28 protein-coding genes and 1 tRNA gene are annotated in these 25,846 nt (G+C 50.0%); 19 read left to right on the top strand and 10 right to left on the bottom strand.

The window, feature by feature from the left end:
• The first annotated feature begins 56 nt into the window (after positions 1–56).
• Together JZY04_RS18850 and JZY04_RS18855 are read left to right on the top strand one after the other, a co-directional pair.
• Positions 57–758, top strand: a complete 702-nt coding sequence (locus JZY04_RS18850; RefSeq protein ID WP_004309978.1) for a DUF6088 family protein — start codon at positions 57–59, stop codon at positions 756–758.
• 9 nt (positions 759–767) lie between these two features.
• A complete protein-coding gene (locus JZY04_RS18855) occupies positions 768–1,784 on the top strand; it encodes a nucleotidyl transferase AbiEii/AbiGii toxin family protein (protein ID WP_004309977.1) in 1,017 nt (338 codons plus the stop codon).
• A 43-nt stretch (positions 1,785–1,827) separates the two neighbouring features.
• Here the strand turns inward: JZY04_RS18855 and mobC are convergent, their stop codons facing one another.
• From mobC to mobA, 3 genes are read right to left on the bottom strand one after another with little or no spacing between them, the layout of a single operon-like run.
• A complete protein-coding gene (gene mobC / locus JZY04_RS18860; RefSeq protein WP_032535948.1) occupies positions 1,828–3,837 on the bottom strand; it encodes a conjugal transfer protein MobC in 2,010 nt (669 codons plus the stop codon).
• Positions 3,838–3,854: 17 nt separating this feature from the next.
• Positions 3,855–5,123 carry a conjugal transfer protein MobB gene (mobB, locus tag JZY04_RS18865; RefSeq protein WP_080714515.1) on the bottom strand — a complete coding sequence of 423 codons (1,269 nt, stop codon included), beginning with the start codon at positions 5,121–5,123 and terminating at the stop codon, positions 3,855–3,857.
• A complete protein-coding gene (mobA, locus tag JZY04_RS18870; RefSeq protein ID WP_032535946.1) occupies positions 5,108–5,530 on the bottom strand; it encodes a conjugal transfer protein MobA in 423 nt (140 codons plus the stop codon). Before mobA ends, mobB begins: the two co-directional genes overlap by 16 nt.
• Positions 5,531–6,091: 561 nt before the next feature.
• On the opposite strand from mobA, the gene JZY04_RS18875 reads away from it, so the two are divergent.
• From JZY04_RS18875 to JZY04_RS18945, 15 genes are all read left to right on the top strand, one after another.
• Entirely contained in the window at positions 6,092–6,874 is a 783-nt protein-coding gene (locus tag JZY04_RS18875) for a ParA family protein (RefSeq protein ID WP_028728951.1), read from the top strand.
• A 1-nt stretch (position 6,875) separates the two neighbouring features.
• A complete protein-coding gene (locus JZY04_RS18880; RefSeq protein WP_007478184.1) occupies positions 6,876–7,304 on the top strand; it encodes a DUF3408 domain-containing protein in 429 nt (142 codons plus the stop codon).
• 2 nt (positions 7,305–7,306) lie between these two features.
• Entirely contained in the window at positions 7,307–7,936 is a 630-nt protein-coding gene (locus JZY04_RS18885; protein ID WP_007478186.1) for a hypothetical protein, read from the top strand.
• Between the two features lie 170 nt (positions 7,937–8,106).
• Positions 8,107–8,403: a DUF4134 domain-containing protein gene (locus tag JZY04_RS18890; protein WP_004308755.1), complete on the top strand. Its 297-nt coding sequence runs from the start codon at positions 8,107–8,109 to the stop codon at positions 8,401–8,403.
• Between the two features lie 10 nt (positions 8,404–8,413).
• Entirely contained in the window at positions 8,414–8,776 is a 363-nt protein-coding gene (locus JZY04_RS18895; RefSeq protein WP_007566699.1) for a DUF4133 domain-containing protein, read from the top strand.
• Positions 8,773–11,286 (top strand): TraG family conjugative transposon ATPase, encoded by a 2,514-nt coding sequence (locus JZY04_RS18900; protein ID WP_007566701.1) that lies wholly within the window; start codon positions 8,773–8,775, stop codon positions 11,284–11,286. The genes JZY04_RS18895 and JZY04_RS18900 overlap by 4 nt, the downstream gene beginning before the upstream one ends.
• An 11-nt stretch (positions 11,287–11,297) precedes the next feature.
• Positions 11,298–11,924, top strand: a complete 627-nt coding sequence (locus JZY04_RS18905) for a DUF4141 domain-containing protein (RefSeq protein ID WP_007566703.1) — start codon at positions 11,298–11,300, stop codon at positions 11,922–11,924.
• A gap of 19 nt (positions 11,925–11,943) precedes the next feature.
• Positions 11,944–12,939 carry a conjugative transposon protein TraJ gene (gene traJ, locus JZY04_RS18910; RefSeq protein WP_028728967.1) on the top strand — a complete coding sequence of 332 codons (996 nt, stop codon included), beginning with the start codon at positions 11,944–11,946 and terminating at the stop codon, positions 12,937–12,939.
• Between the two features lie 20 nt (positions 12,940–12,959).
• Complete coding sequence (gene traK, locus JZY04_RS18915; protein WP_004325451.1) at positions 12,960–13,583, top strand: conjugative transposon protein TraK; 624 nt, start codon at positions 12,960–12,962, stop codon at positions 13,581–13,583.
• A 4-nt stretch (positions 13,584–13,587) separates the two neighbouring features.
• Positions 13,588–13,884, top strand: coding sequence for a TraL conjugative transposon family protein (locus tag JZY04_RS18920; protein ID WP_007754134.1), 297 nt, complete (start codon positions 13,588–13,590; stop codon positions 13,882–13,884).
• Positions 13,862–15,175, top strand: a complete 1,314-nt coding sequence (traM, locus tag JZY04_RS18925; protein ID WP_007754131.1) for a conjugative transposon protein TraM — start codon at positions 13,862–13,864, stop codon at positions 15,173–15,175. The genes JZY04_RS18920 and traM overlap by 23 nt, the downstream gene beginning before the upstream one ends.
• Before the next feature lie 33 nt (positions 15,176–15,208).
• Complete coding sequence (gene traN, locus JZY04_RS18930) at positions 15,209–16,144, top strand: conjugative transposon protein TraN (RefSeq protein ID WP_007754128.1); 936 nt, start codon at positions 15,209–15,211, stop codon at positions 16,142–16,144.
• A gap of 3 nt (positions 16,145–16,147) precedes the next feature.
• Complete coding sequence (locus JZY04_RS18935; protein WP_007754126.1) at positions 16,148–16,729, top strand: conjugal transfer protein TraO; 582 nt, start codon at positions 16,148–16,150, stop codon at positions 16,727–16,729.
• A 13-nt stretch (positions 16,730–16,742) separates the two neighbouring features.
• Positions 16,743–17,201, top strand: a complete 459-nt coding sequence (locus JZY04_RS18940) for a DUF3872 domain-containing protein (RefSeq protein ID WP_007754124.1) — start codon at positions 16,743–16,745, stop codon at positions 17,199–17,201.
• Between the two features lie 12 nt (positions 17,202–17,213).
• Positions 17,214–17,534, top strand: a complete 321-nt coding sequence (locus tag JZY04_RS18945; RefSeq protein ID WP_007754121.1) for a hypothetical protein — start codon at positions 17,214–17,216, stop codon at positions 17,532–17,534.
• Positions 17,535–17,737: 203 nt separating this feature from the next.
• Here the strand turns inward: JZY04_RS18945 and JZY04_RS18950 are convergent, their stop codons facing one another.
• The 7 genes from JZY04_RS18950 to JZY04_RS18980 form a co-directional block, all read right to left on the bottom strand.
• Positions 17,738–18,220 carry a hypothetical protein gene (locus JZY04_RS18950; RefSeq protein ID WP_028728958.1) on the bottom strand — a complete coding sequence of 161 codons (483 nt, stop codon included), beginning with the start codon at positions 18,218–18,220 and terminating at the stop codon, positions 17,738–17,740.
• 11 nt (positions 18,221–18,231) lie between these two features.
• A complete protein-coding gene (locus JZY04_RS18955; protein WP_007754116.1) occupies positions 18,232–18,453 on the bottom strand; it encodes a DUF3873 domain-containing protein in 222 nt (73 codons plus the stop codon).
• Between the two features lie 22 nt (positions 18,454–18,475).
• The gene (locus tag JZY04_RS18960; RefSeq protein WP_007754115.1) at positions 18,476–18,688 is read right to left on the bottom strand and encodes a hypothetical protein; all 213 of its coding nucleotides are present in this window, start codon (positions 18,686–18,688) and stop codon (positions 18,476–18,478) included.
• A 52-nt stretch (positions 18,689–18,740) separates the two neighbouring features.
• Positions 18,741–19,274: an antirestriction protein ArdA gene (locus JZY04_RS18965; protein ID WP_007754113.1), complete on the bottom strand. Its 534-nt coding sequence runs from the start codon at positions 19,272–19,274 to the stop codon at positions 18,741–18,743.
• Positions 19,275–19,908: 634 nt separating this feature from the next.
• On the bottom strand, positions 19,909–20,439 hold the full coding sequence (locus JZY04_RS18970; protein WP_032536632.1) for an ORF6N domain-containing protein: 531 nt from the start codon (positions 20,437–20,439) through the stop codon (positions 19,909–19,911).
• Between the two features lie 84 nt (positions 20,440–20,523).
• A complete protein-coding gene (locus JZY04_RS18975) occupies positions 20,524–21,753 on the bottom strand; it encodes a site-specific integrase (RefSeq protein WP_007478215.1) in 1,230 nt (409 codons plus the stop codon).
• A gap of 273 nt (positions 21,754–22,026) precedes the next feature.
• Positions 22,027–22,111 (bottom strand) — tRNA-Ser (locus tag JZY04_RS18980).
• Between the two features lie 154 nt (positions 22,112–22,265).
• Here JZY04_RS18980 and JZY04_RS18985 point away from each other — a divergent pair.
• Both JZY04_RS18985 and corA read left to right on the top strand, forming a co-directional pair.
• Positions 22,266–24,764, top strand: a complete 2,499-nt coding sequence (locus JZY04_RS18985; protein WP_022011902.1) for an endonuclease MutS2 — start codon at positions 22,266–22,268, stop codon at positions 24,762–24,764.
• A gap of 13 nt (positions 24,765–24,777) precedes the next feature.
• Positions 24,778–25,839 carry a magnesium/cobalt transporter CorA gene (gene corA / locus JZY04_RS18990; RefSeq protein WP_122143473.1) on the top strand — a complete coding sequence of 354 codons (1,062 nt, stop codon included), beginning with the start codon at positions 24,778–24,780 and terminating at the stop codon, positions 25,837–25,839.
• Positions 25,840–25,846: the final 7 nt, after the last annotated feature.

Raw genomic sequence — 25,846 nt, forward strand, 5'->3', positions numbered from 1 at the left:
TTTGCAGGTGATTACATAATATACTATCTTTGCAGATAGAAACAAAGGACATAAATATGGCTTCATTCAGGAAAGAGATACTTGGGCAGATTGAACGGATAGATACCGGGCGTATATTCACGTTCCGGGATTTGTCGTTTGAAACGGAAAAGACCGCCAATGTTGCGGTGCTACTTTCCGAACAGAGCCGCAAAGGGGTACTGGTACGGGTTGAAAAGGGGGCGTACTACCGTCCCAAGAAATCAGTGCTGGGGCTGGGAAAGCTGCCTGTCTATCAGGATGAACAGTTCCGCTACCTGACTGAAAAACTGAACGGCTATATCACGGGGGCTTACATCTATAACAAAATGGGGCTGACCGAACAGGTAGCCACAACCATAACGATAGCCACTCCTAACCCGGTTCGCCGTTTCCGTTTCAAGAACTTGGATATAGAGTGCGTGAAAGCCTACTGCATGGTCTATCCGGATGAAAGCCTTGTCCCGTACTTGCGGCTGCTCGATGCGATAAAGGACATGAAGCGCATACCCGGAACAACCGGGCAGGACATCTACAACCGGGTCAAAAGCCAATATTTCAACGGGTACAGCCTGCCGGAACTGGAAAAAATCGTATCTTTGGCGAAAAGTTACCCGCCACGTGTCAGAAAGGTGGTGGCGGATATACTGGGCGACATCAGACAAACCGTATTGCAAACGGAAATGGCAAAGACCATTCTTCCCACGACACGGTTCAACTTGGATTATAAAACAGCATAGGACAGAAATATGAATTTACATTCGGACAAGGAAGCGTTCAAGGAAATTATCGCACTGGCGGCTGACCATTTCGGCTACGAGCAGTCGCACGTGGAAAAGGATTACTGGGTATCGAAGATACTGCGGGATATTTCCATGTCCGAATATGCGGATAAGACCTACTTCAAAGGCGGAACTTCACTTTCCAAAGCCTACGGGCTGATAGAACGTTTCTCGGAAGATTTGGACTTGTTCGTGTTCACGGGTGATAAAGGTGCGTCCAAGCAGGCAGAAAAGACATTGAACAAGAAACTTTCCAAATACATAGCCGAACTCAATAGTGACATATACAAGGAAGATTTGTCGGAAACGGGCGGTAATTACCGTAAACTGTATTTCTCGTATGACAATGTATTTCAAGGCGTGGGACTGAAAGAACATTTGGAAGTAGAGATAAAATCCTGTGACCTGCCGGACAAAAAACTGATGTTCTACCCGGCGGACAAGCGGGTTATCAAACCGATTGTGACCGCCTTTCTTGAAAGCATCGGGCAAGAGGAACTGATAAGCACCTACGGGCTGGAAAGTTTTGAAACGCAGTGTATCAACCCCCGAAAGACTATCTGCGACAAGGTTTCAAGGCTGGTAAAGCTGTCTTACAATGAGGATGCAGCCGCACTGTTGGCAAAGCATATCCGTGACGTTTACGACTTGTCGGCACTCTACCACAATCAGGAATATAACGATTACCTACATTCGGAAGATTTCTTGGATGCCATGTACCGGGTGACGATAGAGGACGGACTAAATAAAAACTCCCGTTCGCACTTGTCGCTGGCTGATGCACCGATATTCAAGGATGCCGAAGCGGTCATGGCGTTACCCGAAGTGGCTACGGCGTACACTACCGATTTGAAGAAACTGACTTTCGACAAAAGCAAGATGCCGCCGATAGGCAAGGCTGTGGAAGCATTGAAGAACCTGCACGAAATATTAGTGCGTTTTGAAGCCTACCGCACCAAAAAGCAAAATGAAGAACAACCGTAAAGCTACATCGGCTGTTCTTCACTCCATACATTATTATATATAGCTATTCTTCCTCCTTAATCAAGTGGCATAACTCCGGGTCGTTCTTAATCCGGGTTATCTCGTCCTCGACTATCTGCCTGACTTCCTGACGGATGCGGTCATAGTTGGCTTGTATCTCCTCCTGCATCCGGTCGTTGCCGTCCTTGTCGGTGAAGTCGATAATCTGCGGCAACTTCACGTAACGGGCGGTTTCCCGCTTCACCTTTTCATTGTCCACCACGATTTCACAGTGGAAAATCTTCTGCTCTATCCGTTCATCGAAATTGTCCGCTATTGCCCCCACGAACATACCTTGCGTGAGGTTGGATATTTTGCTGGCGGGTATCAGGCTGTCCATTTGGGTGCTTATCGAGGTGGATTTTTCCCGTTGGTTGATTGTCATGCTCTGCCGTTTCTGCAACACCTTTCCGAAACGCTCGGAAAGGATTTTCGCCGTTTCACCGACTACCTGACCGCTGAACACGTTGCCCACAGTATTTTGGATTACCCGGCTTTCCTTGTCCCCGTAGTCACGGGTAAGCTGGCTGTAATCCTGAAAGCCCAGCAGAACCGCTACCTTGTTGCTTCGTGCCGTAGCAATCAAATTGTCAAGTCCACGAAAATAAATCGTTGGCAACTCGTCTATAATCACCGAACTTTTAAGCTGACCTTTCTTGTTTATCAGCTTCACGATACGGGAATTATACAGTCCCAATGCTGCCGAGTAGATATTTTGGCGGTCAGGATTGTTGCCGACAACCAAGATTTTAGGCTCTTTCGGGTTGTTGATGTCCAGTGAAAAATCATCACCTGTCATAACCCAGTAAAGGGCGGGTGAAATCATCCTTGAAAGCGGGATTTTCGCACTGGCAATCTGCCCCTGCAACTGTTCTTGGGCGTCCGATTCCCAAGCATCTACGAACGGGGAAAGGTAATTTTCCAGTTCGGGGTAGCTGCGCAAAATGGTGAATACATCGGCGTATTTCTTGTTCAACAGTTCTATGGCATGGGGGAACGTGCAATACTTACCGCCTTGATAGATACGGAGATACCAAATTATAGCCGCCAAAAGGATAATCGGACTTTCCACGAAGAAATCGCCCTGCTTGCTTATCCAACTTCGATTGAGGTTAAGCATTATCGTGTAGCTTGCTTCGTAGGCATCCGCAATGTCCGACATGAAGCTGGCATTTATCGGGTTGCATCGGTGGCTCTTGCGTGGGTCGTCAAAATTGATAACGTAAAATTTCGGCTTAACCTTGTAGCCGTCCAAGTGGTTAAGTAAATGATTGTAAGCGATTTCCGAAAGGTCAGGAAACTTATAATCATACAGGTAGAGCGCAAAACCTTTCTCGATTTGCTGTTTTATGTAATTATTTACTACTGCGTATGACTTCCCGCTGCCCGGCGTTCCTAACACGATGCTCGCACGAAAAACGTTTACAACGTTAATATAGCCATTGTTCCACTTCTTCTTATAGTAGAACCGGGTAGGCAGATTTACCGAATACTCGTTCTCGATAAGCCTTGTTTCCTGCTGGAAACTTTCGTTCTCGGTATTAAAGACATCATCCATGAGGTTGTTTTTCAACAACCGGGACATCCACGTACCCGCCATGAGCATACAGATATAGCCCACCGAAAGCGTGGCGATATAAAACACGGCATCCGCCGTATGTGGCAGCGGAAGTTCCAGCAGCCACCAGTTCAGGAAAAACAACACGACACCCGCCGCAAGGCTGCAATGTATCTTCGTCCACGTTATCTTTTCCTCTTTCACGCCCTTAGTGCCGATGCACGACAGGGCGAGGAACACCACCGCAAAAAGTTTTGTCCAAAGAACGGACGAGAACAGCCCGGTGGTGCGCTGGAAGTTCCACAGTATCTTGTCTATCACTTCAAAGGTCACTCCCCATTCTTTCAGGGTGGAGTAACAGAACCAGTACACGTTTATTCCCACGAATAGAATACTGACAGCCCGCATAAAGTCCATGACCCTTGCAAGCCCTCTCAAATCATCCTCTTGCTGCATAATTGTATGTTTTTAAGTTAGTCGATGTGCCTTGTGCGCTTCTTTTTCTTCTTTCTCTTTTGGCGGGCGGTGTCCTGCGGCTCGTCACCGCCTGATGCACCGCCGCCCAGCAAACCGCCGAAAGCACCCAGCACGGAAGCCACGCCCGAAACGATGTCGGCTTTCGGCGTGAAGCCCTGCTGTTCCTGATGCGTGGGCTGGTCTTGCTGCGGTGCTGCCACTTCGGGCTGGTGTATCTTTCCGGTTTCGCCCGAAAAACGTTCGTTGAACACGTTCGCCGAATACTCCTTGCCCAAGCGTGAACCGTTCAGCACCACCCGGCTGTCATGGTCGATGAACGTAACGCCATAGATGCGCCCGCTGTCGTTCTGACGGAATACCACGTCAATGCCCCGCTTCCTTAGCTGCTGTTCCAGTTCCTTGCGGCTGTGGGCGGTCTGCATGGCATTGGCTACAATCTTCCGGGTGCGTTCTTTCAATTTCCCGTTCTTGATTGCTTCGCCCGATTTCTCCATTCTGCGCTGCACCGCTTCATAACCTACCGACTTGCCGATGCGGGAAGCCTTTACCGGGTTGCCTGTCTTTTCGCCCTTGTCGTTCATGGCGGAATAGACAATGCCCTGATAGGGCTTGCCGTTTATCTCGCCTTTGACTTCCTCGGCGCACACGTTGTAAGCGGCAAGCAAAGCCTTATATTCCCCGAACGACTGGAAGCGGTAGCCGTAACAAGCCGCTTTCACGGTGTTGCCGATTTGGTGCTTCACGTCCCCGGCGGCATAGTCCACCTTTTTAAGTTCCGGACGTTCGGCACGTTCCTTTCGCTCTGCCGGGTGCAGCCCGTATTTCTTTTCCAGTTCACGGGTGATTTGCTTGCTGCGCCGATGCTCGAACCTGTCATTCAGCGGTCTGCCGTTCTCGTCCACCCGCAACCCCACGATGTGGATATGGTGGCGGTCGATGTCGGTATGCTTGTACACCAAATAAGGCTGGTCGCCATAGCCCAACTTCCGCATATACTCCCGTGCGATGTCGGAAAGCTGCTGGTCGGTCAGCACGTCTTCCGGGTGCGGGTTTATGGAAATATGAAGTATCGGCTTCTTGGTGGAAAGCTGGACGGGCATCTGCATTTCAAAGCTGCGCATACACTCGCCGATAGAGAAATTCCCGTCCTCGCTCAACAGCATTTTGTTGGAAAAAAGCACCTTTGCTTCCTCGCTGTCCACCTTGTTTTGGTTGTACGCCAGTGCGCCGAACATATTGCCGCCAGTGCTTATTTTGGCAACCATAGTTCCTTGCACTCGTTTGTCAGGTCGATAACCTGACGGTTTAACATAGATAATTCAGTGGTCGCCTTTTCCAGTTTATAGAGAAAAGCCAGTGCCTTTTTCTCCGAAAAATTGCTATGCAACGCCTTTACAACTTGGTTATAATTGACCGCCACGGCTCTGAACTGGGCGTAAAATTCGGTCAGCCGGGCGCAATACTCGACCGCCGACTTATCCACTTTCACCACCCGGAACGGCTCGCCGAATAGTCGGGCAGCGATGAACCGGGACTTGCTCGTGACGCCCGACTGCTCCCACTGCGAGAGGAAACGGGCGTTCTCCCGGTCGTTCAGGTAAAGGACATGGCGATGCTTCGCCGGGTCTGCGAGGGCGGGGCGACCGCCCTTGTTGGTTCTTCTTGTTTCCATGCTTCTTTGGATTAAAAAATTACGACTTCGGAGTGATTTTTACCCCCGCAAGGGGCAAGGCGTTTTCAGGCACGGAAAACGGTTTTGTATGCTACAAAACACACCTTGCTATTTTCTGACGAAAATCGAAATCCGTCACGGACGGATTGGGGTTAGCGTGGAACGGTAAGCCCAGCCATTCACCAGCCCTGTTTTACACCTGCGCCCCCTGCGGTTCGTTACTCCGCTGCAAAGTAACGGTGATTTATAATGCTGTAAAATAGGTGGTTGGTGGACAAAACGGGACAGCGCAGGACAAATCGGGACAAGGTTTTCAGGGGACGTTTTTTCTCCCTTTTTTTGCATCGGATTTCAATATTGAAAGCAAGATTGAAAGAAATATTCCAATCAGGAAAGAATGATTGAAAGCAGGATTTCAATAAAACATGATTGCAGGATTTCAATATTTCAAGAAAGAATGAAAGCAGGAAAACAAGATTGAAATAAAACAGTCTTTCAATATTTCAAGATTGCAATATGGAAAGAATGATTGAAAGCAATAAACAAATCTATCAACCAATAATGAACGGAAGCAATATGGAAAACGAGAAAACACCCCTTTATGTCGCCTTTTCCACACAAAAGGGCGGGGTCGGCAAAACCACCTTTACCGTGCTGGCGGCGAGTTACCTATACTACCTCAAAGGCTACAATGTGGCGGTGGTCGATTGCGACTACCCCCAGCACTCCATTGCCGGGATGCGCAAGCGGGATGCCGAGCAGGTCGGGGCGGATGAAGATTACAAGCGCATGGCGTATGAACAGTTCACCCGGCTGGGGAAGAAAGCCTACCCGGTACTGTGCAGTTCGCCCGAAAAGGCGATTGCAACGGCTGACGGATATATAGCCGCCGGACACGTGCCGGATATAGTGTTTTTCGACCTGCCCGGCACGGTGAACAGCGAGGGCGTGATAAACTCCCTTGCGGGCATGGACTACATTTTCACCCCCATTTCAGCCGACAAGGTGGTGCTGGAAAGCAGCCTGTCGTTCGCAATGGCTATCCAAAAGCTATTAGTGAAGAATGAAGCCTGCCGACTTGCAGGGCTGTACCTCTTTTGGAACATGGTGGACGGTAGGGAGAAAACAGACCTTTACACCGCCTACGACAAGACCATTAAGGAACTGGAACTGCCGCTGATGAAAACCTTTATCCCCGATACCAAACGCTACAAAAAGGAACTGGTGGCGGATAAAAAGGCGGTGTTCCGCTCCACGCTCTTTCCCGCCAGCCGCCCGTTGGTAAGGGGAAGCAACTTGGAAGAACTGATAACCGAAATAGTGTACTACATCAAATTAAAATGATATGGCAAAGCAAAGCGGCGGGATGCCGAAGATAGACGAGGATTTTATGCGGGAACTTATCTCGCAGGGTGTACCCGCCAAGCGGGAGAGCCAGCCGGATGATGAACCGCAGCCCGGCAGCGAAACGGAAACCGCCCACGAGGGACGGCAGGCTGAAACAGTGCAAGTAGAGAAACCGACACCCCGCAAGCGCAAGGGCGGTTCGGGCGACTACCGGGAAACCTACTTTCAGAAAGTGGAACTGGCAGACCGACAGCCCTTGTACGTGAGCCGAACCACGCATGAGAAGCTGATGCGTATCGTGACGGTGATAGGCGGGCGAAAGGTGACGGTAAGCAGCTACGTGGAAAACATTCTGCTGCGCCACTTCGAGCAGTACCAAGACGAGATAAACACCCTGTACGAAAGCCACTTCCAAAAGCCTGTCTGACTATGGTAATCTATTGCATACTTACCGGGCTTTTGGTGTACTACATCGCCCTGTGGCTGTGGTATCGCTACACGGACAGCCGGACATCACCGGGCAAAACGGATGATGCGCCGCTTCCACGAAACGGGGTTTCAGGCTACACGCTGATAGGTGAAAGCCGATACAAGAGCGGACAATTTCAGACAGCGCAGGACAAATCGGGACACCTCCCGCAAGCGGCTGAAAATGATACTATTTTTGCGCCGCAGGCTGACGGACTGCCGGAAGAAACGCCCGGTTACGAGAATGACGAACCCGACTACGAGGACGAGGAAATAGCCGGGTACATGGACGGTGACGATGATACCGGGCGGGCTACGGGCGTGAGCTTTGACGAACTGGGCGAAGCGGTACGCACGGCGAACGCCGACAACCCCACCGAAACGGAACAGCGGCAAGCCGCCGGGACACTGGCAAGGATTGAGGGGACGAACCTCTACGATGCGGTGGTGGAGAACATCAACGGCGGGCTGGCAAAGGTGGCGGAACTGCTGGGACGCAACGAAGCGGAACTGGCTGCGGCTGCTGTCCCTGCCGAAGCTGGCAATAAAAGCAAGGAACACGAAGCGTTCGACATGAACGATTTCCTATAATATAATAATGTATAAGCCTGACAGCATGAAACAGCGTGATTACGGTTGATTGGCAACCTGAAAACCAAACAGACAAACGGGACTATCCCCGACCACTAAAATTTCAAATTATTCACCAGCCGGGAAAGGCGGACTATCCACCCGCCGCCCGGCATTAAAAACAAATCACAATGAGAAAGAAAATCTTCTTGTCGGCGGCTATACTTGCCGCCGTGGTAAGTGCCTACGCACAAGGAAACGGGCAGGCGGGCATCACCGAAGCCACGAACCTAATCACCGGGTATTTCGACCCCGGAACAAAACTGGTGTACGCAATCGGGGCGGTCTGCGGCTTGATTGGCGGGGTAAAAGTATATAACAAGTTTTCAAGCGGCGACCCCGACACCTCAAAGACCGCCGCCAGTTGGTTCGGGGCGTGCATCTTCCTGATTGTAGCCGCCACTATCCTGCGCTCGTTCTTCCTCTAAACCTGCGGCTATGTCTGACGAGTTGTTGAGGGCTAAGCCCGAAAAATATCAGGTAAACAGGGGTATCGGGAAGCCCGTGGAGTTCAAGGGGCTGAAAAGCCAGTACCTCTTTATCTTTTGCGGCGGCTTGCTCGCCGTCTTCGTGGTGTTCATCGTCCTGTTCATGGCGGGCGTGAACCAGTGGCTATGTATCGGTTTCATCGTGTCGGCTTCGCTGCTGCTCGTGTGGCAGACGTTCCGGCTCAACGCCAAGTACGGCACGCACGGGCTGATGAAAGCCGCCGCACGCAAACGGCATCCACGCTTCATTATCAGCCGAAAGGCGATACCCCGATTATTCACCTACAAAAAAAGAAAGGAAGAAAGACCATGAGAAATATGTTAAAGGCTACCACGCTGGAAAGGAAATTCCCCCTTTTGGCGGTGGAGAACGGCTGCATCATTTCAAAGGATGCGGACATAACGGTGGCTTTCAGGGTGGAACTGCCCGAACTGTTCACCGTCACCAGTGCCGAGTACGAAGCCATACATTCGGCATGGTACAAGGCAATCAAGGTGCTGCCCGACTACTCCATAGTACACAAGCAGGACTTCTTCATCAAGGAGAACTACCAGCCCGACACGGAAAGGGACGAGCTTAGTTTTTTAAGCCGCTCCTTTGAACGGCACTTCAATGAACGCCCGTTCCTGAACCATTACTGCTACCTGTTCCTGACAAAGACGACAAGGGAGAGAAGCCGCCGACAGAGCGACTTCTCCACCCTATGCCGGGGCAGGATTGTACCGCAGGAGATAGCCGACAAGGAAGCGGCGGCAAAGTTCATCGAAGCGGTCGGGCAGTTTGAAAGGATTATGAACGACAGCGGGTTTGTCACCCTTACCCGGCTGGCGGCATCGGAAATCACCGGGCAGGACGGAAAGGCGGGCATCATTGAGAAATACTTCTCGCTATCGCAGACAGATACCACCTGCCTGAAAGACATCGGGCTGTACCCGGAAGAAATGCGTGTCGGGGACGACATACTGTGCCTGCACACGCTTTCGGACGTGGAAGATTTGCCCGGAAAGGTCGGGACGGACACACGGTTTGAGAAGCTGTCCACTGACCGGAGCGACTGCCGACTGTCATTCGCCGCCCCGGTGGGCGTGCTGTTGTCGTGCAACCACGTCTATAACCAGTTCATCTTCATAGACGACCACGCCGAAAACCTGAAGAACTTCGAGCAGACCGCCCGGAACATGCAATCGCTCTCCCGTTATTCCCGTGCCAACCAAGTGAACAAGGAATGGATAGACGAGTACCTGAACGAAGCGCACAGCAAGGGGCTTGTATCGGTGCGCTGCCACTGCAACGTCATGGCATGGAGTGACGACCGGGAAGAACTCAAACGCATACGCAACGATGTGGGAAGCCAGCTTGCGCTAATGGAGTGCAAGCCACGCCACAACACGGTCGATACGCCCACGCTCTTTTGGGCGGGCATACCCGGAAACGAAGCGGACTTCCCCGCAGAGGAAAGTTTCTACACGTTCTTGGGGCAGGCTCTCTGCCTGTTCGTGGAAGAAACGAACTACAAGAGTTCGCTTTCGCCGTTCGGCATCAAAATGGTGGACAGGGTGAGCGGTCGCCCGCTGCATATCGACATATCGGATTTGCCCATGAAGAAAGGCATCACGACCAACCGCAACAAGTTCATACTTGGGCCGAGCGGGTCGGGTAAGTCTTTCTTTACCAACCACATGGTGCGTCAGTATTACGAGCAGGGGGCGCACGTGCTGCTGGTAGATACGGGTAACAGTTACTTGGGGCTGTCCCAGCTTATCCACAACCGCACGCACGGCGAGGACGGGATTTATTTCACCTACACCAACGAGAACCCGATAGCGTTCAACCCGTTCTATGTCGAGGACGGGGTATTCGACATAGAGAAGAAAGAGAGCATCAAGACCCTTATACTCACCCTGTGGAAGCGGGATGATGAAGCCCCGAAGCGGTCGGAAGAAGTGGCGTTGTCAAACGCCGTGAGTGCCTATATCGAACTGACAGGCAAAGACCGTTCGGTAACGCCCTGCTTCAACACGTTCTACGAGTTTGTCCGGGATGATTACCGCCGACAGCTTGAACAGAAGAACGTCAGGGAAAAGGATTTTGACATAAACAATTTCCTGAACGTGCTTGAACCGTACTATCGTGGCGGTGAGTACGACTACCTGCTGAACTCCGACAAGGAACTGGATTTGTTGCACAAACGCTTCATTGTCTTTGAGTTGGACAACATCAAAGACCACAAGATTTTATTCCCGGTAACGACTATCATCATCATGGAAGCCTTTATAAACAAGATGCGCAAGTTAAAGGGAATAAGGAAGTTAATACTAATCGAGGAAGCGTGGAAAGCGATTGCATCGGCGAACATGGCGGACTATATCCGCTACCTCTACAAAACCGTCCGAAAATATTTCGGGGAAGCGATTGTAGTCACGCAAGAGATTGAGGATATTATTTCTTCCCCTATCGTGAAAGAGAGTATCATCAATAACTCGGACTGCAAAATCCTGTTAGACCAAAGAAAATATCTCAACAAGTTTGACAGCATACAGAACCTCTTGGGACTGACCGACAAGGAGCGTTCGCAGATATTGTCTATCAACATGGCGAACCACCCCGGACGGAAGTACAAGGAAGTTTTCTTCTCGCTGGGCGGCACGCAGTCGGCGGTGTACGCCACAGAAGTTTCATTGGAAGAATATTACACCTTCACGACAGAGGAAAGCGAGAAAATGGAACTGTTCGCACTTGCCGACAAGCTGGGCGGCAACCTTGAACTGGCTATCAAGAGGCTTGCAGAAAGCAAACGTAATCCCCAATCATCAACAACTTAAAAATCAGGAACATGAAAAGAACAATTCTCCTTATGGCGGTATGCCTTTGCTTCATCGGCAACGCATCCGCACAGTGGGTGGTGTCAGACCCCGGCAATTTGGCACAGGGCATCATCAACACCACCAAGCAGATAGTGCAGACTTCCACCACAGCCAAAAACACGCTGGACGGCTTCATGGAAGCGCAGAAGATTTTCCAGCAGGGAAAAGTCTATTACGATGCGCTCAAAGCGGTACACGATGTTGTCAAGGGCGGCATCAAGGTGAAGAAGTCCATTGAACTGGTGGCGGAAATATCCGAAATCTACGTGCGAAACTACCAGAACATGCTGGCTGACCCGAACTACACGCCGGATGAACTCACCGCCATTTCAGCCGGGTATGCCAAGCTGCTCTCCGAAAGTGCGGACGTGTTGCAGGACTTGAAGAATGTAGTGAACGTGACGGGTATGTCGCTGACGGATGCCGAAAGGCTGGCGGTAATCAACAACGCCTACAAAAGCCTGCTCAACTACCGCAACCTCGTGAACTACTACACCCGAAAGAACATATCCGTGTCCTACCTGCGGGCAAAGAAGAAGAACGACACAGACCGGGTGCTGGCTCTTTACGGCTCGGCGGATGAACGCTACTGGTAACATATAAATCGGTATGCCTATGTTATTAGCAGCGGTGGATTTTGACAACCTGCACCAAGTGTTGCGGGTGCTGTACGATGAAATGATGCCCTTGTGCAGCAACATGACGGGGGTAGCCAAAGGAATAGCCGGGCTGGGTGCGCTGTTCTATGTAGCCGCCAAAGTGTGGCAGTCGCTCGCACGTGCCGAACCCATAGACGTGTACCCGCTCCTGCGTCCCTTTGCGCTGGGGCTGTGCATCATGTTCTTTCCCACGTTCGTGCTGGGGACTATCAACACGGTATTGTCGCCAGTGGTGAAAGGGTGCAACCAACTTATGGAAACGCAGACTTTCGACATGAACGAATACCGGGCACAGAAAGACCGACTGGAATATGAAGCCCTGATGCGTAGCCCCGAAACGGCTTACCTCGCTTCGGACGAGGAATTTGACAGGCAACTGGAAGAACTGGGCTGGTCGCCCTCCGATATGGTAACTATGACGGGTATGTATATGGACAGGGCGGCGTACAATATAAAGAAGTCCGTCCGGGACTGGTTCAGGGAACTGCTGGAAATGCTCTTTCAGGCGGCGGGGCTGATTATAGACACGCTGCGCACGTTCTTCCTAATCGTGTTAAGCATACTGGGTCCGCTGGCGTTTGCGATTTCCGTCTATGACGGTTTCCAAAGCACGCTGACCCAGTGGATTTCACGCTATATATCCATTTACCTGTGGCTACCCGTGTCGGACTTGTTCAGCAGCGTGCTGGCACGCATACAAACCCTGATGCTACAAAAAGACATCGAGCAGCTTTCAGACCCGAATTTCATTCCTGACGGGAGCAGCACCGTGTATGTAATCTTTATGATTATCGGCATCGTGGGCTACTTCACCATTCCAACGGTGGCAAGCTGGATAGTGTCGGCTGGCGGTACGTCTGCCTATAACCGCAACGTGGCACGGGCTGGGTCAATCGCCGGGGCGGCGGTCGGTGCGGCAAGCGGGAAAGTAACCGGGAAACTACTCAAATAACCAACATCAATATTTAGTATATGGAATTTAAGTCATTAACGAACATCGAAACGAGTTTCCGGCAAATCAGGCTCTTTGCGCTGGTATTCATCTGCCTGTGCGCACTGGTGACGGGCTTTGCCGTGTGGAACTCGTACAGCTTCGCCGAAAAGCAGCGGCAGAAGATATACGTCCTCGACAACGGCAAAAGCCTGATGCTGGCACTCTCGCAGGACATGGCGCAGAACAGACCCGTGGAAGCCAAGTCGCACGTGCGGCGTTTCCACGAACTTTTCTTCACGCTCTCACCCGACAAGGGGGCTATCGAAAGCAACATCAAACGCTCGCTGTTCCTCGCCGACAAGACCGCTTTCAACTATTACAAGGACTTGGCGGAAAAGGGCTACTACAACCGGGTGATTTCCGGAAACGTCACGCAGACGGTGGAGATTGACAGCGTGAAGTGCGACTTCGACCAGTACCCCTACAAGGTGAACACGTATGCCCGCCAGTTGATTGTCCGGGAAAGCAGCCTGACGGTGCGAAGCCTTGTGACCTCGTGCCGCCTGCTCAACGCCACACGGAGCGACAACAACCCGCACGGCTTCATCATCGAAGCGTTCACCATTACCGAGAACAAGGATTTGCAGACCATTAAGAGATAGCCTTATGGAAAGAAAACGAAACTACATCGGAAAGGTGCGGGACTGGGCGGACGACCGCCTGCGCCGAATGTGCGGACGGATTACGCCGGGCAAAAGGCTGGCGGTTATCCTCGTGATGTTCTTCTTCCTTGGCGGCTTGTCTATCTACATTACCGTTTCATCAATCTACAACATCGGGAAGCGGGACGGCAGGCGGCTGCAAATAGAACACATCAGGCAACTGCCGTTGCACGGCAACGACACAACCAAAAGTATCAACCCCTTAAACAGACCGCAATATGGAAGAAGTACAGAAGAATGAGAACGGCACGACCGTACCGCAGGCGGACGGGAAGCCGAAAAAGGAAGATAAACCCAAACGGGAACTTACCCCGCAGCAGGTGCAGCAGCGCAGGAAAATGATAGTCTTCCCGCTGATGTTCCTTGCCTTTGCCGGGTGCATGTACCTGATATTCGCACCCTCCGGCAAAGAGGACGTGAACGTGGAAAGCGTGGGCGGCTTCAACGCCGACATACCCCTGCCCGCAGAGGACGGGATTATAGCCGACAAGCAAAAGGCTTACGAACAGGCGATGATAAGCCGCAGGCAGCAGGAGAAGATACAGTCCTTGCAGGACTTCGGTTTCACCGGGAACGATGAAGCGGAAGAACCGCAAGCGGAAATCGACCTGATGCCGGAAGAGGATGCGAAGCCCCAAAGGGGCGGCGGTGCTTCTTCGGCATACGCTTACCGGGACATCAACCGCCAGTTAAGCACGTTCTATGAAACTCCGGCGGTGGACGAGGAAAAAGAGGACTTGAAGCGGCAGGTAGCGGAACTGACCGATAGGCTGCAACAACAGAACGCCACACCCACCGCTGACGACCAAATGGCACTCTTGGAAAAGTCCTACGAGCTGGCGGCAAAGTACATGAACGGCGGGCAGGGACAAGTCGCACAAGTCCCGGTAACGGGCGACATTGACCGCAAGCCGGATGCGGTGGCGGTGCAGGCTGTCAGGGAAACGACCGTTTCGGGATTGCGGCAGCCCATGAGCGATGCCGACTTCATCCGGGCTTACAGCCAGCCACGAAACTACGGCTTCAACACGGCAGTAGGCACGGGGTACGCTATGGGAAAGAACACGGTAGCCGCCTGCATCCACCAAGACCAAACCTTGACGGACGGGCAGGCGGTGAAACTACGGCTGCTCGAACCCATGCAGGCGGGGAACATAGTCGTGCCGAAGAATACCCTCGTGGCGGGGACGGCAAAGGTGCAGGGCGAGCGGCTCGACATACTGGTGTCCTCGATTGAGTACGCTGGCAACATCATCCCGGTGGAACTCGCCGTGTTCGACACGGACGGGCAAAAGGGGCTGTCCGTCCCGTCCTCTATGGAGCAGGAAGCGTTCAACGAAGCTATGGCGAATATCGGAAGCGGGCTGGGTACAAGCATTTCCTTTGCCCAAAGTGCCGGGCAGCAGGTGGCTATGGACGTGACAAGGGGATTGCTGCAAGGAACGTCCGGCTACCTCGCCAAGAAGTTCCGAACCGTGAAAGTGAAGCTGAAAGCCGGGTACAGGGTGATGCTTTACGCCAAACAACAATAACCATTTTATCAACCGTTAAAATTTCAATTAGCAATGAAACAGATTTTTGTAATGTTCGCCCTCTTGCTGGGCGTGTGTGCGGCAAACGCACAAACCACTGACACCGTGAAGTATGCGGCTGGCAACGACTTGTACCGGGGGATTACCCGGAAACTCCCGTACCGCCAAATGGTTACGCCCTACGGCGTGGAAGTGACCTTTGCCAAGACGGTGCATATCATCTTCCCCGCCGCCGTCCGCTATGTCGATTTGGGAAGCAACCATATCATAGCGGGCAAGGCGGACGGTGCGGAGAACGTAATCAGGGTGAAAGCCACGACAGAGGGCTTTCCGGGAGAAACGAACTTCTCCGTTATCTGCGAGGACGGCAGTTTCTTTTCGTTCAACGCCAAGTACGCCCGTGAACCGGAAATGCTCAACATCGAAATGAAAGACTTCTTGGAGAATGAAGATACGTCCGACTTCTCACATACCCGGATGAACATCTATTTCCGGGAACTGGGGAATGAAAGCCCGCTATTGGTGAAACTGATAATGCAGAGCATCTACAAGAACAATGACCGGAAAGTGCGCCACTTGGGTAGCAAGCGTTTCGGCATACAGTTCTTAATCAAGGGGATTTACACCTATAACGGGATGCTCTATGTACACACGCAGACAAAGAACAGTTCCAACGTGCCTTTCGATACCGACTTCATCAAGTTTAAGATAACCGATAAGAAAGTACCCAAGCGCACGGCTATTCAGGAAACGGTGCTGGATGCGGTACGTAGCTACAACGAGGTGATAGAGATTGCAGGAAAAAGTACCGTGCGCACGGTGTACGCCCTGCCGAAGTTCACCATTCCTGACGACAAGCTGCTGGTCGTGGAACTCTACGAGAAGAACGGCGGGCGGCATCAGACCATACGGGTGGAGAACGCCGACATCGTGAACGCAGAAGTGATTGACGAACTAAAAATCAAATAGGGAATGAAAAGACACATCTTTATAATGATGCTCTTTGCGCTGTGCCTGACCTCGTTTCAGGCACATGCGCAAAGATACCTGCCGGGCATGAAAGGCTTGCAAGTCACGGCGGGCATGGCGGACGGGGTGCATTGGAACTCCGACACGGATTTTGCCTACCACATCGGGGCGGCGTACAGCGTTTACACCAAGAACGCCAACCGCTGGGTGATTGGCGGCGAATACCTGCACAAGAAGTATGACTACAAGGATATGCAGATACCCGTAGAACAGTTCACCGCAGAGGGCGGCTATTACCTGAAATTCCTATCGGACAGGCGAAAGACTTTTTTCCTTTCATTGGGATTGTCGGCTCTCGCCGGGTACGAAACAAGCAACCGAAGCGAAAAGCTGCTGCCGGACGGCTCTACCTTGCTGGATAAGGATTGCTTCATCTACGGCGGTGCGCTGACGCTGGAACTGGAAGCCTACCTGACCGACCGGATAGCCTTGCTTGTCAGTGCAAGGGAACGGGCGTTGTTCGGCTCGGACATAGGCAAGTTCCACACGCAGGTATCTTTGGGACTGAAATTCATTATCAACTGACCGCTATATAATAATGTATATGAAGAATGTAATGTATAAAATCATCATGGGCTGCTACATCGTGGCCGCCCTCGTGCTTGTCACCGCCTGTAATGACAACTTGGATATTCAGCAGGCGTACCCGTTCAGCATCGAAACACTGCCAGTACCCAAAAGGCTGAAAGTCGGGGAAACCGCCGAAATACGCTGCCGACTGGTGCGTGGCGGCTATTACCAGCCGACTACCTATCAGATAAGGTATTTCCAGCCGGACGGCAAAGGGAAGCTGGAAATGGATAACGGCACGGTGTTCCTGCCCAATGACCTCTACCCGCTGGAGAAAGAAACGTTCTGGCTCTACTACACCTCGGCATCGACCGACCAGCAGACGATTGACATTTATATCATCGACAGCTTCGGGCAGATGCAGCAACTTACACTATCATTTAATAATGACAACAGCGAAGAAGAAACGGAAACAATAACCCCCTAATAATAAAACGACATGGTAAAAATAGAATTGGATATAGAAGGCATCTCGTGGTACATAGAAACCACGTTGGAAACAGATACAGTTCCGGCAGTAGGTGACATCATCATTATGGACAAGGACTGTATTTCCGAACGTGACAGTGCTGAATTATGGAAAACGCCGTCCAATCAGGTTTTCAAATGGGCGGACGAAGAAGATGATGCGCCTGTAATGGAATGGTTCGATTGCGACACGGAAATGCTTGTCAATAAACGGACATGGAAATATGACATCGAGGAAGAAGAAACCGTGTGCATACTTGGTGTAAAATTTATTCACTATGAGGATTTATAGTTGCGACATTCGTTTTTATCATCCTCTTGGGAAACCGGGTATGGAATGATACGCAAAGCGTAAATATCGGGCAGACATCCCGCCGGGAAGCATCGGCGGGATGTTTCCATGATAGGGAAAACGAAAGGCTTCTTTGTTACTTTCTTCACCCGCTGGCAGGCTCACGGAAGAAAGTAACGGCGGCAAGCAGCCGCCGTTTTCTATCAACTGGTTTTAAGGCTCTTTATGGACGTGTATTTCTCTAACCACACCTTTACCTGCTCCATGTTATATTCGCCCGTGATGATTGCCGTATGGTCGTCTATAGCTACAAACCGGACACTTTCATAGCTGTTTACCCAGCCTTGCAGGGAACAGACACCCCACGTTGCAACATCTTCAAAAACACTGCGGTCTATCCGGCTGATTGGTTCGCCGAAAACTACCGTCATTATCTGAAAGTCCGGTTTATCCTCCAACAGTTGCAAATGGTGCAGCGTGCCGAACTCGTCTATTTTGCGCCCCCACGCCCACACATCATTATACAAATCATCGCCCCACTGGTGCGGGTGGTCGAAACGGACTTTTACCTCTATGGTGTGTTCGTTTTCTTCTGTGTCCTCGATAACGCCCGTTACCATTAAGCCCGTAAAAATGCACTCGCAACGCCTGCCGATAAGCTCCTTGTTTACTTCTGTTGTTTTCATGTCCCTAAAATTTACTTGTTTATTACTCCGTTCTTCTTCGCTATCCATTCGTCACGCCTGCGGCGGCACTCGTCCAGCGTTTTGGCTACCGTGCTGAAAAGTTCGCCGTCCGTGTGGCGGTAGTCATATTGATAATAAATTTGTCCCCTGAAAGCCCCTAAACAGCATTTCACGAACTTTTCTTCTCCCGGTGTTTGGGTAATGCTTACCCCGTTTTTGTTAAGTGACTGCATGATGTTCTATTTTTTTTAATGGTTATAATATCAGTAAAGAAAGCAACAGCAGGAAAAGCAGAGCCACGCCCAGCGCATAAAGGGCTGAAAGGCAGACCCGGAGCAGGAAACGGGCGGCACAAAACACGATATACGCCGTTATCGCCGTGCCTGCTCCGGCTACGCTGGTAAACCGCCATGCAAGGCAGAGCAGCAACACCCGCCAAAGGATTTTATAAATGCTTTTCCGTTTCATCGCTTGGTCGTTTTTAACGGGCAGGGCTTTGACACCCCGCCCGGATTGGTTGTTATGCCGCACGGAACACAAAACCGTCATCAAACCAGTAATCGCACATAAAAAGGTCACGGGCGAACTTTTCATAATCGAAATAGGTCTTTGCGAACTCCGGCAGGTCGTAGCATTCCTCGATAATTTCATAGGCGAAATCTTCTTCATCGTCATATTGACCCAGATACTCGTCCCGGAAATCACGTACAAGGTCGTCCGCATCTTCCTCGCCCAAATCATGGCTTTTATAGTTGCACCACACGAAAAAGGCTTCCTGCTCGGTGTCGCTCAAATCCTCCACCGCATCACGCAGGGCGAAGAAGTTTTCAGAAATCCAGCTTTCGCCGATTAAGCCCTCCGGCACGTTCTCCCAGTCCTGAAACATGTATTCCGCATCTTCCTCGTCCTTGTGAAGTTCCCGGCAGGCTTCATAAAATTCTTCCTTGTCCGAATAGTCCGAAAGGTCGAGCCATGCGCCGGACAATGAACCGTTGTTGTACTTGGCATAAGTGCCTACATAAACTTTTGCTTCCGATAATACCTTTGCTTCCATATTGCTGTAATTTTTTAAGTTTTTAATTTTATGCGGATTTGAGAGGTGAGGGAGTTGAAGTTTCACTGAATTTTTTTCCTGTTTCCCGTAAATCCGACTTTTTTTTTATGCGTCTTCCGGTCGGGTCGGTCGTTTTCGTTTCACATAGGCGTAAAAGGGTAGTGTTTAGAGTTTGCAAGGTTTTGGGCAAAAAATACCTCGCAAGGCAGGGAAGATTTTTTCGCCAAACCGGAACGGCTCGACCTTGCAAAATCGTGAAGAACACGTAACTACCTTTGCCTATTGAAATGATTAAAACGACTGTCCCGGCTGGGGGACTGCGTAAGAGGAAGATTTACAAATAGGGAAACTGGGGAAAAGTGCCTGTTCTCTTTCATCTTTTAGGGAACACTCCATGCGGGCGGGAAAGGCAAGGGTGTTGTGAGCTTGCTTGCAATACGCTTGTGCGGGTTTCCAACGGCTCTTTTCACGAAATACAGTCAGCCATGCCACGCACGGCTGGCGTTTCGGGAAATGTGCCAGTTGGAAAAGGATATAAAAAATGCGGGTAGTCGGTAGACTGCCCGCAAGGTGGAAGAATGTACAATGCTGGGATATAGGTTATTAAGTGGAATTTCGTTACCGAAATCGTTACCTATTCGTTCTTGCCACGGTTATAGGTAACGAAACCTACCGGACGGCGTTCTTTCTGTTGTTTCGACTGGCTCAAAAGCTGGGTAAGGGCTTGGTACAGTTCGTTGAACTGCGCATCGGTGCTTACCTCCAGTTCCTCGATGCGCCTTGACAGTTCCTCGTAACCGATTGCCATTTGGCGCATGAGGACAAAAGCCCGCATGATTGAAATGTTTACTTCTATGGCTACTTTGGAGCGGAGAACCGAAGAAAGCATGGCTACGCCCTGCTCGGTGAAAGCCATAGGCATAGCAACGCCGAAGTTGTAAGCAGGGGGTATCACATTTTGTGATACCCCTATGGATAACAGCAAGTTAGCTTCCTCTTGGGTGAGTACAAACATAAAATCACCCGGAAAACGCTCGATATTGCGCTTGACCGCCTGCTTCAAGGCTCGTGTTTCCACTTGGTAGAGTTCTGCCAAATGATAATCGAGCATCACCCGGCAACTTCTGACCTCAAAAATCTTGTTTTGGATAATCTGCAAATCCATAATCGTATATTTTAGGAGATTTAGCAATGTTGGAATAATAGTAAGGACTGGTCACAAATTGTGACCAGTTCCATATAATCAAGATTACATGGCAACTTCCTTGTAAATCTTCTCAATGCCGACAAACTTCTTGTCAAGCCCCTGCATATCGCTGCCTATCTTGCTGTTGGTGATGCGGGCGTAGATTTGCGTAGTTTCTATGTTTGTGTGTCCCAGCATCTTGGACACCGTTTCAATGGGTACGCCCTTTGACAGCGTGGTGGTCGTGGCGAACGTGTGCCGGGCAAGGTGGAATGTCAGGTTCTTTTTAATACCGCATATATCGGCAATCTCTTTCAAGTAGGCGTTTAGCTTCTGATTGCTGATTACGGGAAGTATCTTGCCGTCCGGCAACTTGCCCTTGTACTTCTTCAAAATCATCTTGGGAATATCCAGCAGGGGGACATTCACGTCCGTGTTGGTCTTTACCCGCTTGGTGATTATCCAAAGGTTGCCGTCAAAAGACTTTTGGATATTCTCCTGCCGCAAATTGGCGACATCGCTGTATGCCAGACCGCAGAAACAGGAAAAGACGAACAAGTCCCTGACGTGTTCCAGCCGTTCGGAAACCATTTTCTTTTTAAGGATAATTTTAATCTCGTCCTCTGTCAGATAACCCCTGTCCACTTTTTCCAGCCGGATTTTGTAGCTGGCGAAAGGGTCGCCCACCAGTATGCCGTTGTTACGGGCGATGATGATGATACGCTTGAAGAACTGCATGAACTTGGCGGTGGTGTTGTAGCCGCACTTGCAGGCGGTACGCAAATACAACTCAAAATCGGTAATGAACATCGGGCTTATCTCCTTTATGGATATGTCCGATACGTTGTACTTGCTTTGGATAAATTCAGCGAGGTGGCGGCGGGTCACTTCATACTTGCGGTAGGTCGCTATCGTCTTGGATATGCCTACAAGCTGCTTCACATCGTCATTGTGCTTTTGGAACAATGAAAGGATTGTTTCGTGGCTCTCGCTGTGTCCCAAGAACTCGTTTTTCACTTTCTCGGCGGTCACGTAATTGTCACGCCGCTGCATTTCGTGGTAAATGGTATTCAGGGAAGAACGTATGTCGTCCAAAAGGGCGTTTATCCTCCCGGCATCCCTGCCTTTGGCTTTGCCCGCAGTAATGCTCCAGTTGTCGGGCTGGATGCTCTGTTTCGTACTGAACTGGCAAAGTTTGCCGTCTATGGTGATGCGTGCCATAATCATAACCTCGCCGTTTTTCTTTTCAGAACCTTTCTTCAAATAAAAAAGAACCTTGAATGTCGATTTCATAACTCACTTTTTTTAGTTGCAAAATTAATTTTTACCTCTCGTTTTCGAGTTATGCAGACTATGGACTAATCAAGTCATTATCAGGTCATTTATGGACAAATCGTTACCGTTTTTGTCCGGCGGGGAATAGGTAACGATTTAGTAACGAAACTTTGTCTTTTACCGTACTTTTGAAGTCTTGGAAGCAGGACTTTCGGGCAATAAAAAAAGCCACAAATCATTGATTTGTAGCTTTTTGTCCGTTTGCTGACCATTTCTGTCCAGCACGTTCAGCGGAGAGACAGGGATTCGAACCCCGGGTACCTCGCAGTACAACGGTTTTCAAGACCGCCGCAATCGACCACTCTGCCACCTCTCCAAAACTATTTTTCAATAGTGCTTTTCTCTTAAAGCGCTGCAAAGGTACGAATCATTTTCAAATCTGCAAACGTTTCGGCATTTTTTTCGCGAAATAATCGTATTTTTGCAGCACATTTCAACTTAAAGCGTTATACAGATAAATAAGACAGTACATGATATATCCCCAGAATTTTGAGCAAAAAATAGGATTCGACCAGATCAGACAATTATTAAAGGACAAATGTCTCAGTACGTTGGGAGAAGAGAGAGTATCGGAAATGAACTTCTCCGATCAATTTGAAACTGTTGAAGAACTGCTGAACCAAGTCACAGAGTTTGTCCGCATCATACAAGAAGAAGATAACTTCCCGGATCAGTTTTTCTTCGATGTCCGTCCGTCATTAAAACGGGTACGGGTAGAAGGCATGTACATGGACGAACAGGAACTGTTCGACTTGCGGCGTTCGTTAGAGACAATCCGCGACATCGTACGTTTTCTGCAACGGAACGAGGAAGAAGAATCCGACCACCCTTACCCCAGCCTGAAAAGACTCGCAGGAGATATTGCCGTATTCCCGCAACTTATCACCAAGATAGATGGCATTCTGGACAAATACGGTAAAATCAAGGACAACGCCTCAACCGAACTGTCACGCATCCGCCGGGAATTGGCTAATACGATGGGGAGTATTTCACGCTCGCTGAACAGCATCCTGCGTAACGCTCAATCGGACGGATATGTGGATAAAGACGTTACTCCGACCATGCGCGACGGTCGATTGGTAATTCCGGTTGCCCCGGGTCTGAAACGCAAAATCAAAGGTATCGTCCATGACGAATCGGCCAGTGGTAAGACTGTATTCATCGAACCGGCAGAAGTGGTAGAAGCCAACAACCGCATCCGCGAACTGGAGGGAGACGAGCGTCGCGAGATCATCCGTATCCTGACCACATTTTCCAATACATTGCGTCCTTCCATTCCGGAGATACTCCAATCGTACGAATTTCTGGCCGAAATCGATTTCATTCGCGCCAAAAGTTACTTTGCCATTCAAACCAGCAGCATCAAGCCCAGTCTGGAAAACGAACAATTACTGGATTGGACCATGGCTGTTCATCCACTGCTGCAATTATCCCTTGCCAAGCACGGAAAAAAGGTAGTTCCCCTGGATATAGAACTGAGTACCAAACAGCGCATCCTCATTATATCCGGCCCTAATGCCGGAGGTAAATCAGTCTGCCTGAAAACCGTAGGACTGCTGCAATACATGTTACAATGCGGTATGCTGGTACCCATGCACGAACGCAGCCACGCCGGTCTGTTCGGCAGCATCTTCATCGATATAGGCGACGAACAATCCATTGAAGACGACCTAAGCACTTACTCTTCCCACCTGACGAACATGAAGATCATGATGAAGAGTTGCAATGAACGCAGCCTGATTCTGATCGATGAATTCGGAGGCGGTACAGAACCCCAGATTGGCGGGGCTATTGCGGAAGCTGTTCTGAAACGATTCAACATAAAGCATACTTTCGGCGTTATTACTACACACTACCAAAATCTGAAGCACTTTGCAGAAGACCATGAAGGTGTGGTAAACGGAGCTATGCTCTACGACCGCCACTTGATGCAGGCACTGTTCCAACTTCAAATCGGTAATCCTGGAAGTTCTTTCGCAGTAGAGATAGCCCGGAAAATCGGTTTACCGGAAGATGTCATTGCCGATGCTTCCGAAATAGTGGGAAGCGAGTACATCAATGCTGACAAATACTTGCAGGACATTGTGCGGGACAAGCGTTATTGGGAAGGCAAACGCCAAACCATCCGTCAACGTGAAAAACAGATGGAAGAAACCATCGCCCGTTATCAATCGGAAATGGAAGAGTTGCAAAAGTCGAGAAAGGAAATCATCCGCCAGGCCAAAGAAGAAGCCGAACGGTTATTGCAAGAATCGAACGCACGTATCGAGAATACCATACGTACCATTAAAGAGGCACAGGCTGAAAAAGAAAAGACACGCCTCGTCCGTCAGGAACTGGCAGAGTTCCGCGAGTCGATGGACAGCCTGACTTCCAAAGAACAGGAGGACAAGATAGCCCGAAAGATGGAAAAGCTGAAAGAAAAGCAAAACCGGAAGAAAGAAAAAAAGCAGAATGTTCCGAAAGAACAACAAGCTGCACAGCAAACTCCCCAAGTAGCTCCCATCACCGAAGGGTGTCCGGTACGCATCAAAGGGCAGAGTTCTGTCGGAGAAGTGCTTGAGATCAACGGAAAGAATGCAGTCGTAGCTTTCGGCAGTATCAAAACAACCGTAAAGCTGGAACGGTTGGAACGAAGCAATGCAACTCCTCAGAAACAGGAGCCTGCTAAAAGCACTTTTGTCAGCAACCAGACCCAGGACAGCATGTACGAGAAGAAGCTGAACTTCAAGCAAGATATCGATGTGCGGGGAATGCGGGGGGACGAAGCCTTACAGGCTGTTACCTATTTTGTGGATGACGCTATCCTGGTAGGTATGAGCCGGGTACGTATTCTGCATGGAACCGGAACGGGAATTTTGCGTACCCTAATCCGCCAATATCTGCAAACCGTACCGGGTGTCCGTCACTTTGCCGACGAGCATGTCCAATTTGGGGGAGCAGGTATCACGGTAGTCGATTTGGCATAAAAGAACAAAGAATATGAAGAATAACCTGTTAAGTGAAAGATTAGTTTATACCGGTGAGAGTCAGACTCCCACTCACCTGCATTTGTGTACCTACAATGCCCTCGAAATGCAAGAAGTATCGGGCACCGATTTCCAGGCTATAGCCAATGCGCTCAACCACGAAGAAATCAACTGGCTGCAGATACACGGGCTTCAGAATACCGAGCTCATCCGCGAAATATGCAGCCACTTCGAAATAGACTTTCTTACCCTTCAGGATATTTTGAATGCCGAACATCCCACAAAGATAGAAGAGCATGACAAGTATACGGTACTGATCATGAAAATATTCCGCTTCAACAACAGAGAAGAAACAAGCCCCGAAGATGAAATGGATGAATTGGAACAGCAACAAGTGTGTATCATACAGGGGAGCAACTTTGTGCTTACCTTTCTGGAAAACGAAACCGACTTCTTCGATGACGTTACCTCCGCCCTGCACAATGACGTACTGAAAATCCGGAGCCGGCAAAGTGACTACCTGCTCAGTGTTTTGCTGAACAGCGTGATGGGAAACTACATTTCCACCGTATCCACCATCGACGACTCGCTGGAAGATCTGGAAGAAGAACTACTCACCATCAGTGACGGAAACGACATCGGCATCCAGATACAGGCACTCCGCCGGCAATATATGCTGATGAAAAAAGCCATTCTTCCGTTAAAAGAACAATACGTCAAACTGTTGAGGGCGGAAAACTCCCTGATGCACAAAGTGAACCGTGCCTTCTTCAATGATGTCAACGACCATCTGCAATTCGTATTGCAAACAATCGAAATATGCCGGGAAACGTTATCGTCTTTGGTAGACCTTTATATATCGAACAATGATCTGCGGATGAACGACATCATGAAGCGGCTCACCATTGTTTCTACCATCTTCATCCCGTTGACTTTTCTTGTCGGTGTATGGGGAATGAACTTCAAGATTATGCCCGAATTGGACTGGCGGTATGGATATGTATACGCCTGGATATTGATGATATTGGTAGGCGCAGCCGTATACTGGTTTTTCCGTAAGAAGAAATGGTATTAAGTTACCA

It is taken from the genome of Bacteroides sp. 11BF, from assembly GCF_019633765.1.
Lineage (GTDB): Bacteria > Bacteroidota > Bacteroidia > Bacteroidales > Bacteroidaceae > Bacteroides > Bacteroides hominis.

What these genes read in the sequence shown, in the direction of transcription:
- JZY04_RS18850 (WP_004309978.1), top strand. Translation starts at nt 57, where the DNA reads ATGGCTTCATTCAGGAAAGAGATACTTGGGCAGATTGAACGGATAGAT.
- JZY04_RS18855 (WP_004309977.1), top strand. Translation starts at nt 768, where the DNA reads ATGAATTTACATTCGGACAAGGAAGCGTTCAAGGAAATTATCGCACTG.
- mobC (WP_032535948.1), bottom strand. Translation starts at nt 3,837, where the DNA reads ATGCAGCAAGAGGATGATTTGAGAGGGCTTGCAAGGGTCATGGACTTT.
- mobB (WP_080714515.1), bottom strand. Translation starts at nt 5,123, where the DNA reads ATGGTTGCCAAAATAAGCACTGGCGGCAATATGTTCGGCGCACTGGCG.
- mobA (WP_032535946.1), bottom strand. Translation starts at nt 5,530, where the DNA reads ATGGAAACAAGAAGAACCAACAAGGGCGGTCGCCCCGCCCTCGCAGAC.
- JZY04_RS18875 (WP_028728951.1), top strand. Translation starts at nt 6,092, where the DNA reads ATGAACGGAAGCAATATGGAAAACGAGAAAACACCCCTTTATGTCGCC.
- JZY04_RS18880 (WP_007478184.1), top strand. Translation starts at nt 6,876, where the DNA reads ATGGCAAAGCAAAGCGGCGGGATGCCGAAGATAGACGAGGATTTTATG.
- JZY04_RS18885 (WP_007478186.1), top strand. Translation starts at nt 7,307, where the DNA reads ATGGTAATCTATTGCATACTTACCGGGCTTTTGGTGTACTACATCGCC.
- JZY04_RS18890 (WP_004308755.1), top strand. Translation starts at nt 8,107, where the DNA reads ATGAGAAAGAAAATCTTCTTGTCGGCGGCTATACTTGCCGCCGTGGTA.
- JZY04_RS18895 (WP_007566699.1), top strand. Translation starts at nt 8,414, where the DNA reads ATGTCTGACGAGTTGTTGAGGGCTAAGCCCGAAAAATATCAGGTAAAC.
- JZY04_RS18900 (WP_007566701.1), top strand. Translation starts at nt 8,773, where the DNA reads ATGAGAAATATGTTAAAGGCTACCACGCTGGAAAGGAAATTCCCCCTT.
- JZY04_RS18905 (WP_007566703.1), top strand. Translation starts at nt 11,298, where the DNA reads ATGAAAAGAACAATTCTCCTTATGGCGGTATGCCTTTGCTTCATCGGC.
- traJ (WP_028728967.1), top strand. Translation starts at nt 11,944, where the DNA reads ATGTTATTAGCAGCGGTGGATTTTGACAACCTGCACCAAGTGTTGCGG.
- traK (WP_004325451.1), top strand. Translation starts at nt 12,960, where the DNA reads ATGGAATTTAAGTCATTAACGAACATCGAAACGAGTTTCCGGCAAATC.
- JZY04_RS18920 (WP_007754134.1), top strand. Translation starts at nt 13,588, where the DNA reads ATGGAAAGAAAACGAAACTACATCGGAAAGGTGCGGGACTGGGCGGAC.
- traM (WP_007754131.1), top strand. Translation starts at nt 13,862, where the DNA reads ATGGAAGAAGTACAGAAGAATGAGAACGGCACGACCGTACCGCAGGCG.
- traN (WP_007754128.1), top strand. Translation starts at nt 15,209, where the DNA reads ATGAAACAGATTTTTGTAATGTTCGCCCTCTTGCTGGGCGTGTGTGCG.
- JZY04_RS18935 (WP_007754126.1), top strand. Translation starts at nt 16,148, where the DNA reads ATGAAAAGACACATCTTTATAATGATGCTCTTTGCGCTGTGCCTGACC.
- JZY04_RS18940 (WP_007754124.1), top strand. Translation starts at nt 16,743, where the DNA reads ATGTATATGAAGAATGTAATGTATAAAATCATCATGGGCTGCTACATC.
- JZY04_RS18945 (WP_007754121.1), top strand. Translation starts at nt 17,214, where the DNA reads ATGGTAAAAATAGAATTGGATATAGAAGGCATCTCGTGGTACATAGAA.
- JZY04_RS18950 (WP_028728958.1), bottom strand. Translation starts at nt 18,220, where the DNA reads ATGAAAACAACAGAAGTAAACAAGGAGCTTATCGGCAGGCGTTGCGAG.
- JZY04_RS18955 (WP_007754116.1), bottom strand. Translation starts at nt 18,453, where the DNA reads ATGCAGTCACTTAACAAAAACGGGGTAAGCATTACCCAAACACCGGGA.
- JZY04_RS18960 (WP_007754115.1), bottom strand. Translation starts at nt 18,688, where the DNA reads ATGAAACGGAAAAGCATTTATAAAATCCTTTGGCGGGTGTTGCTGCTC.
- JZY04_RS18965 (WP_007754113.1), bottom strand. Translation starts at nt 19,274, where the DNA reads ATGGAAGCAAAGGTATTATCGGAAGCAAAAGTTTATGTAGGCACTTAT.
- JZY04_RS18970 (WP_032536632.1), bottom strand. Translation starts at nt 20,439, where the DNA reads ATGGATTTGCAGATTATCCAAAACAAGATTTTTGAGGTCAGAAGTTGC.
- JZY04_RS18975 (WP_007478215.1), bottom strand. Translation starts at nt 21,753, where the DNA reads ATGAAATCGACATTCAAGGTTCTTTTTTATTTGAAGAAAGGTTCTGAA.
- JZY04_RS18985 (WP_022011902.1), top strand. Translation starts at nt 22,266, where the DNA reads ATGATATATCCCCAGAATTTTGAGCAAAAAATAGGATTCGACCAGATC.
- corA (WP_122143473.1), top strand. Translation starts at nt 24,778, where the DNA reads ATGAAGAATAACCTGTTAAGTGAAAGATTAGTTTATACCGGTGAGAGT.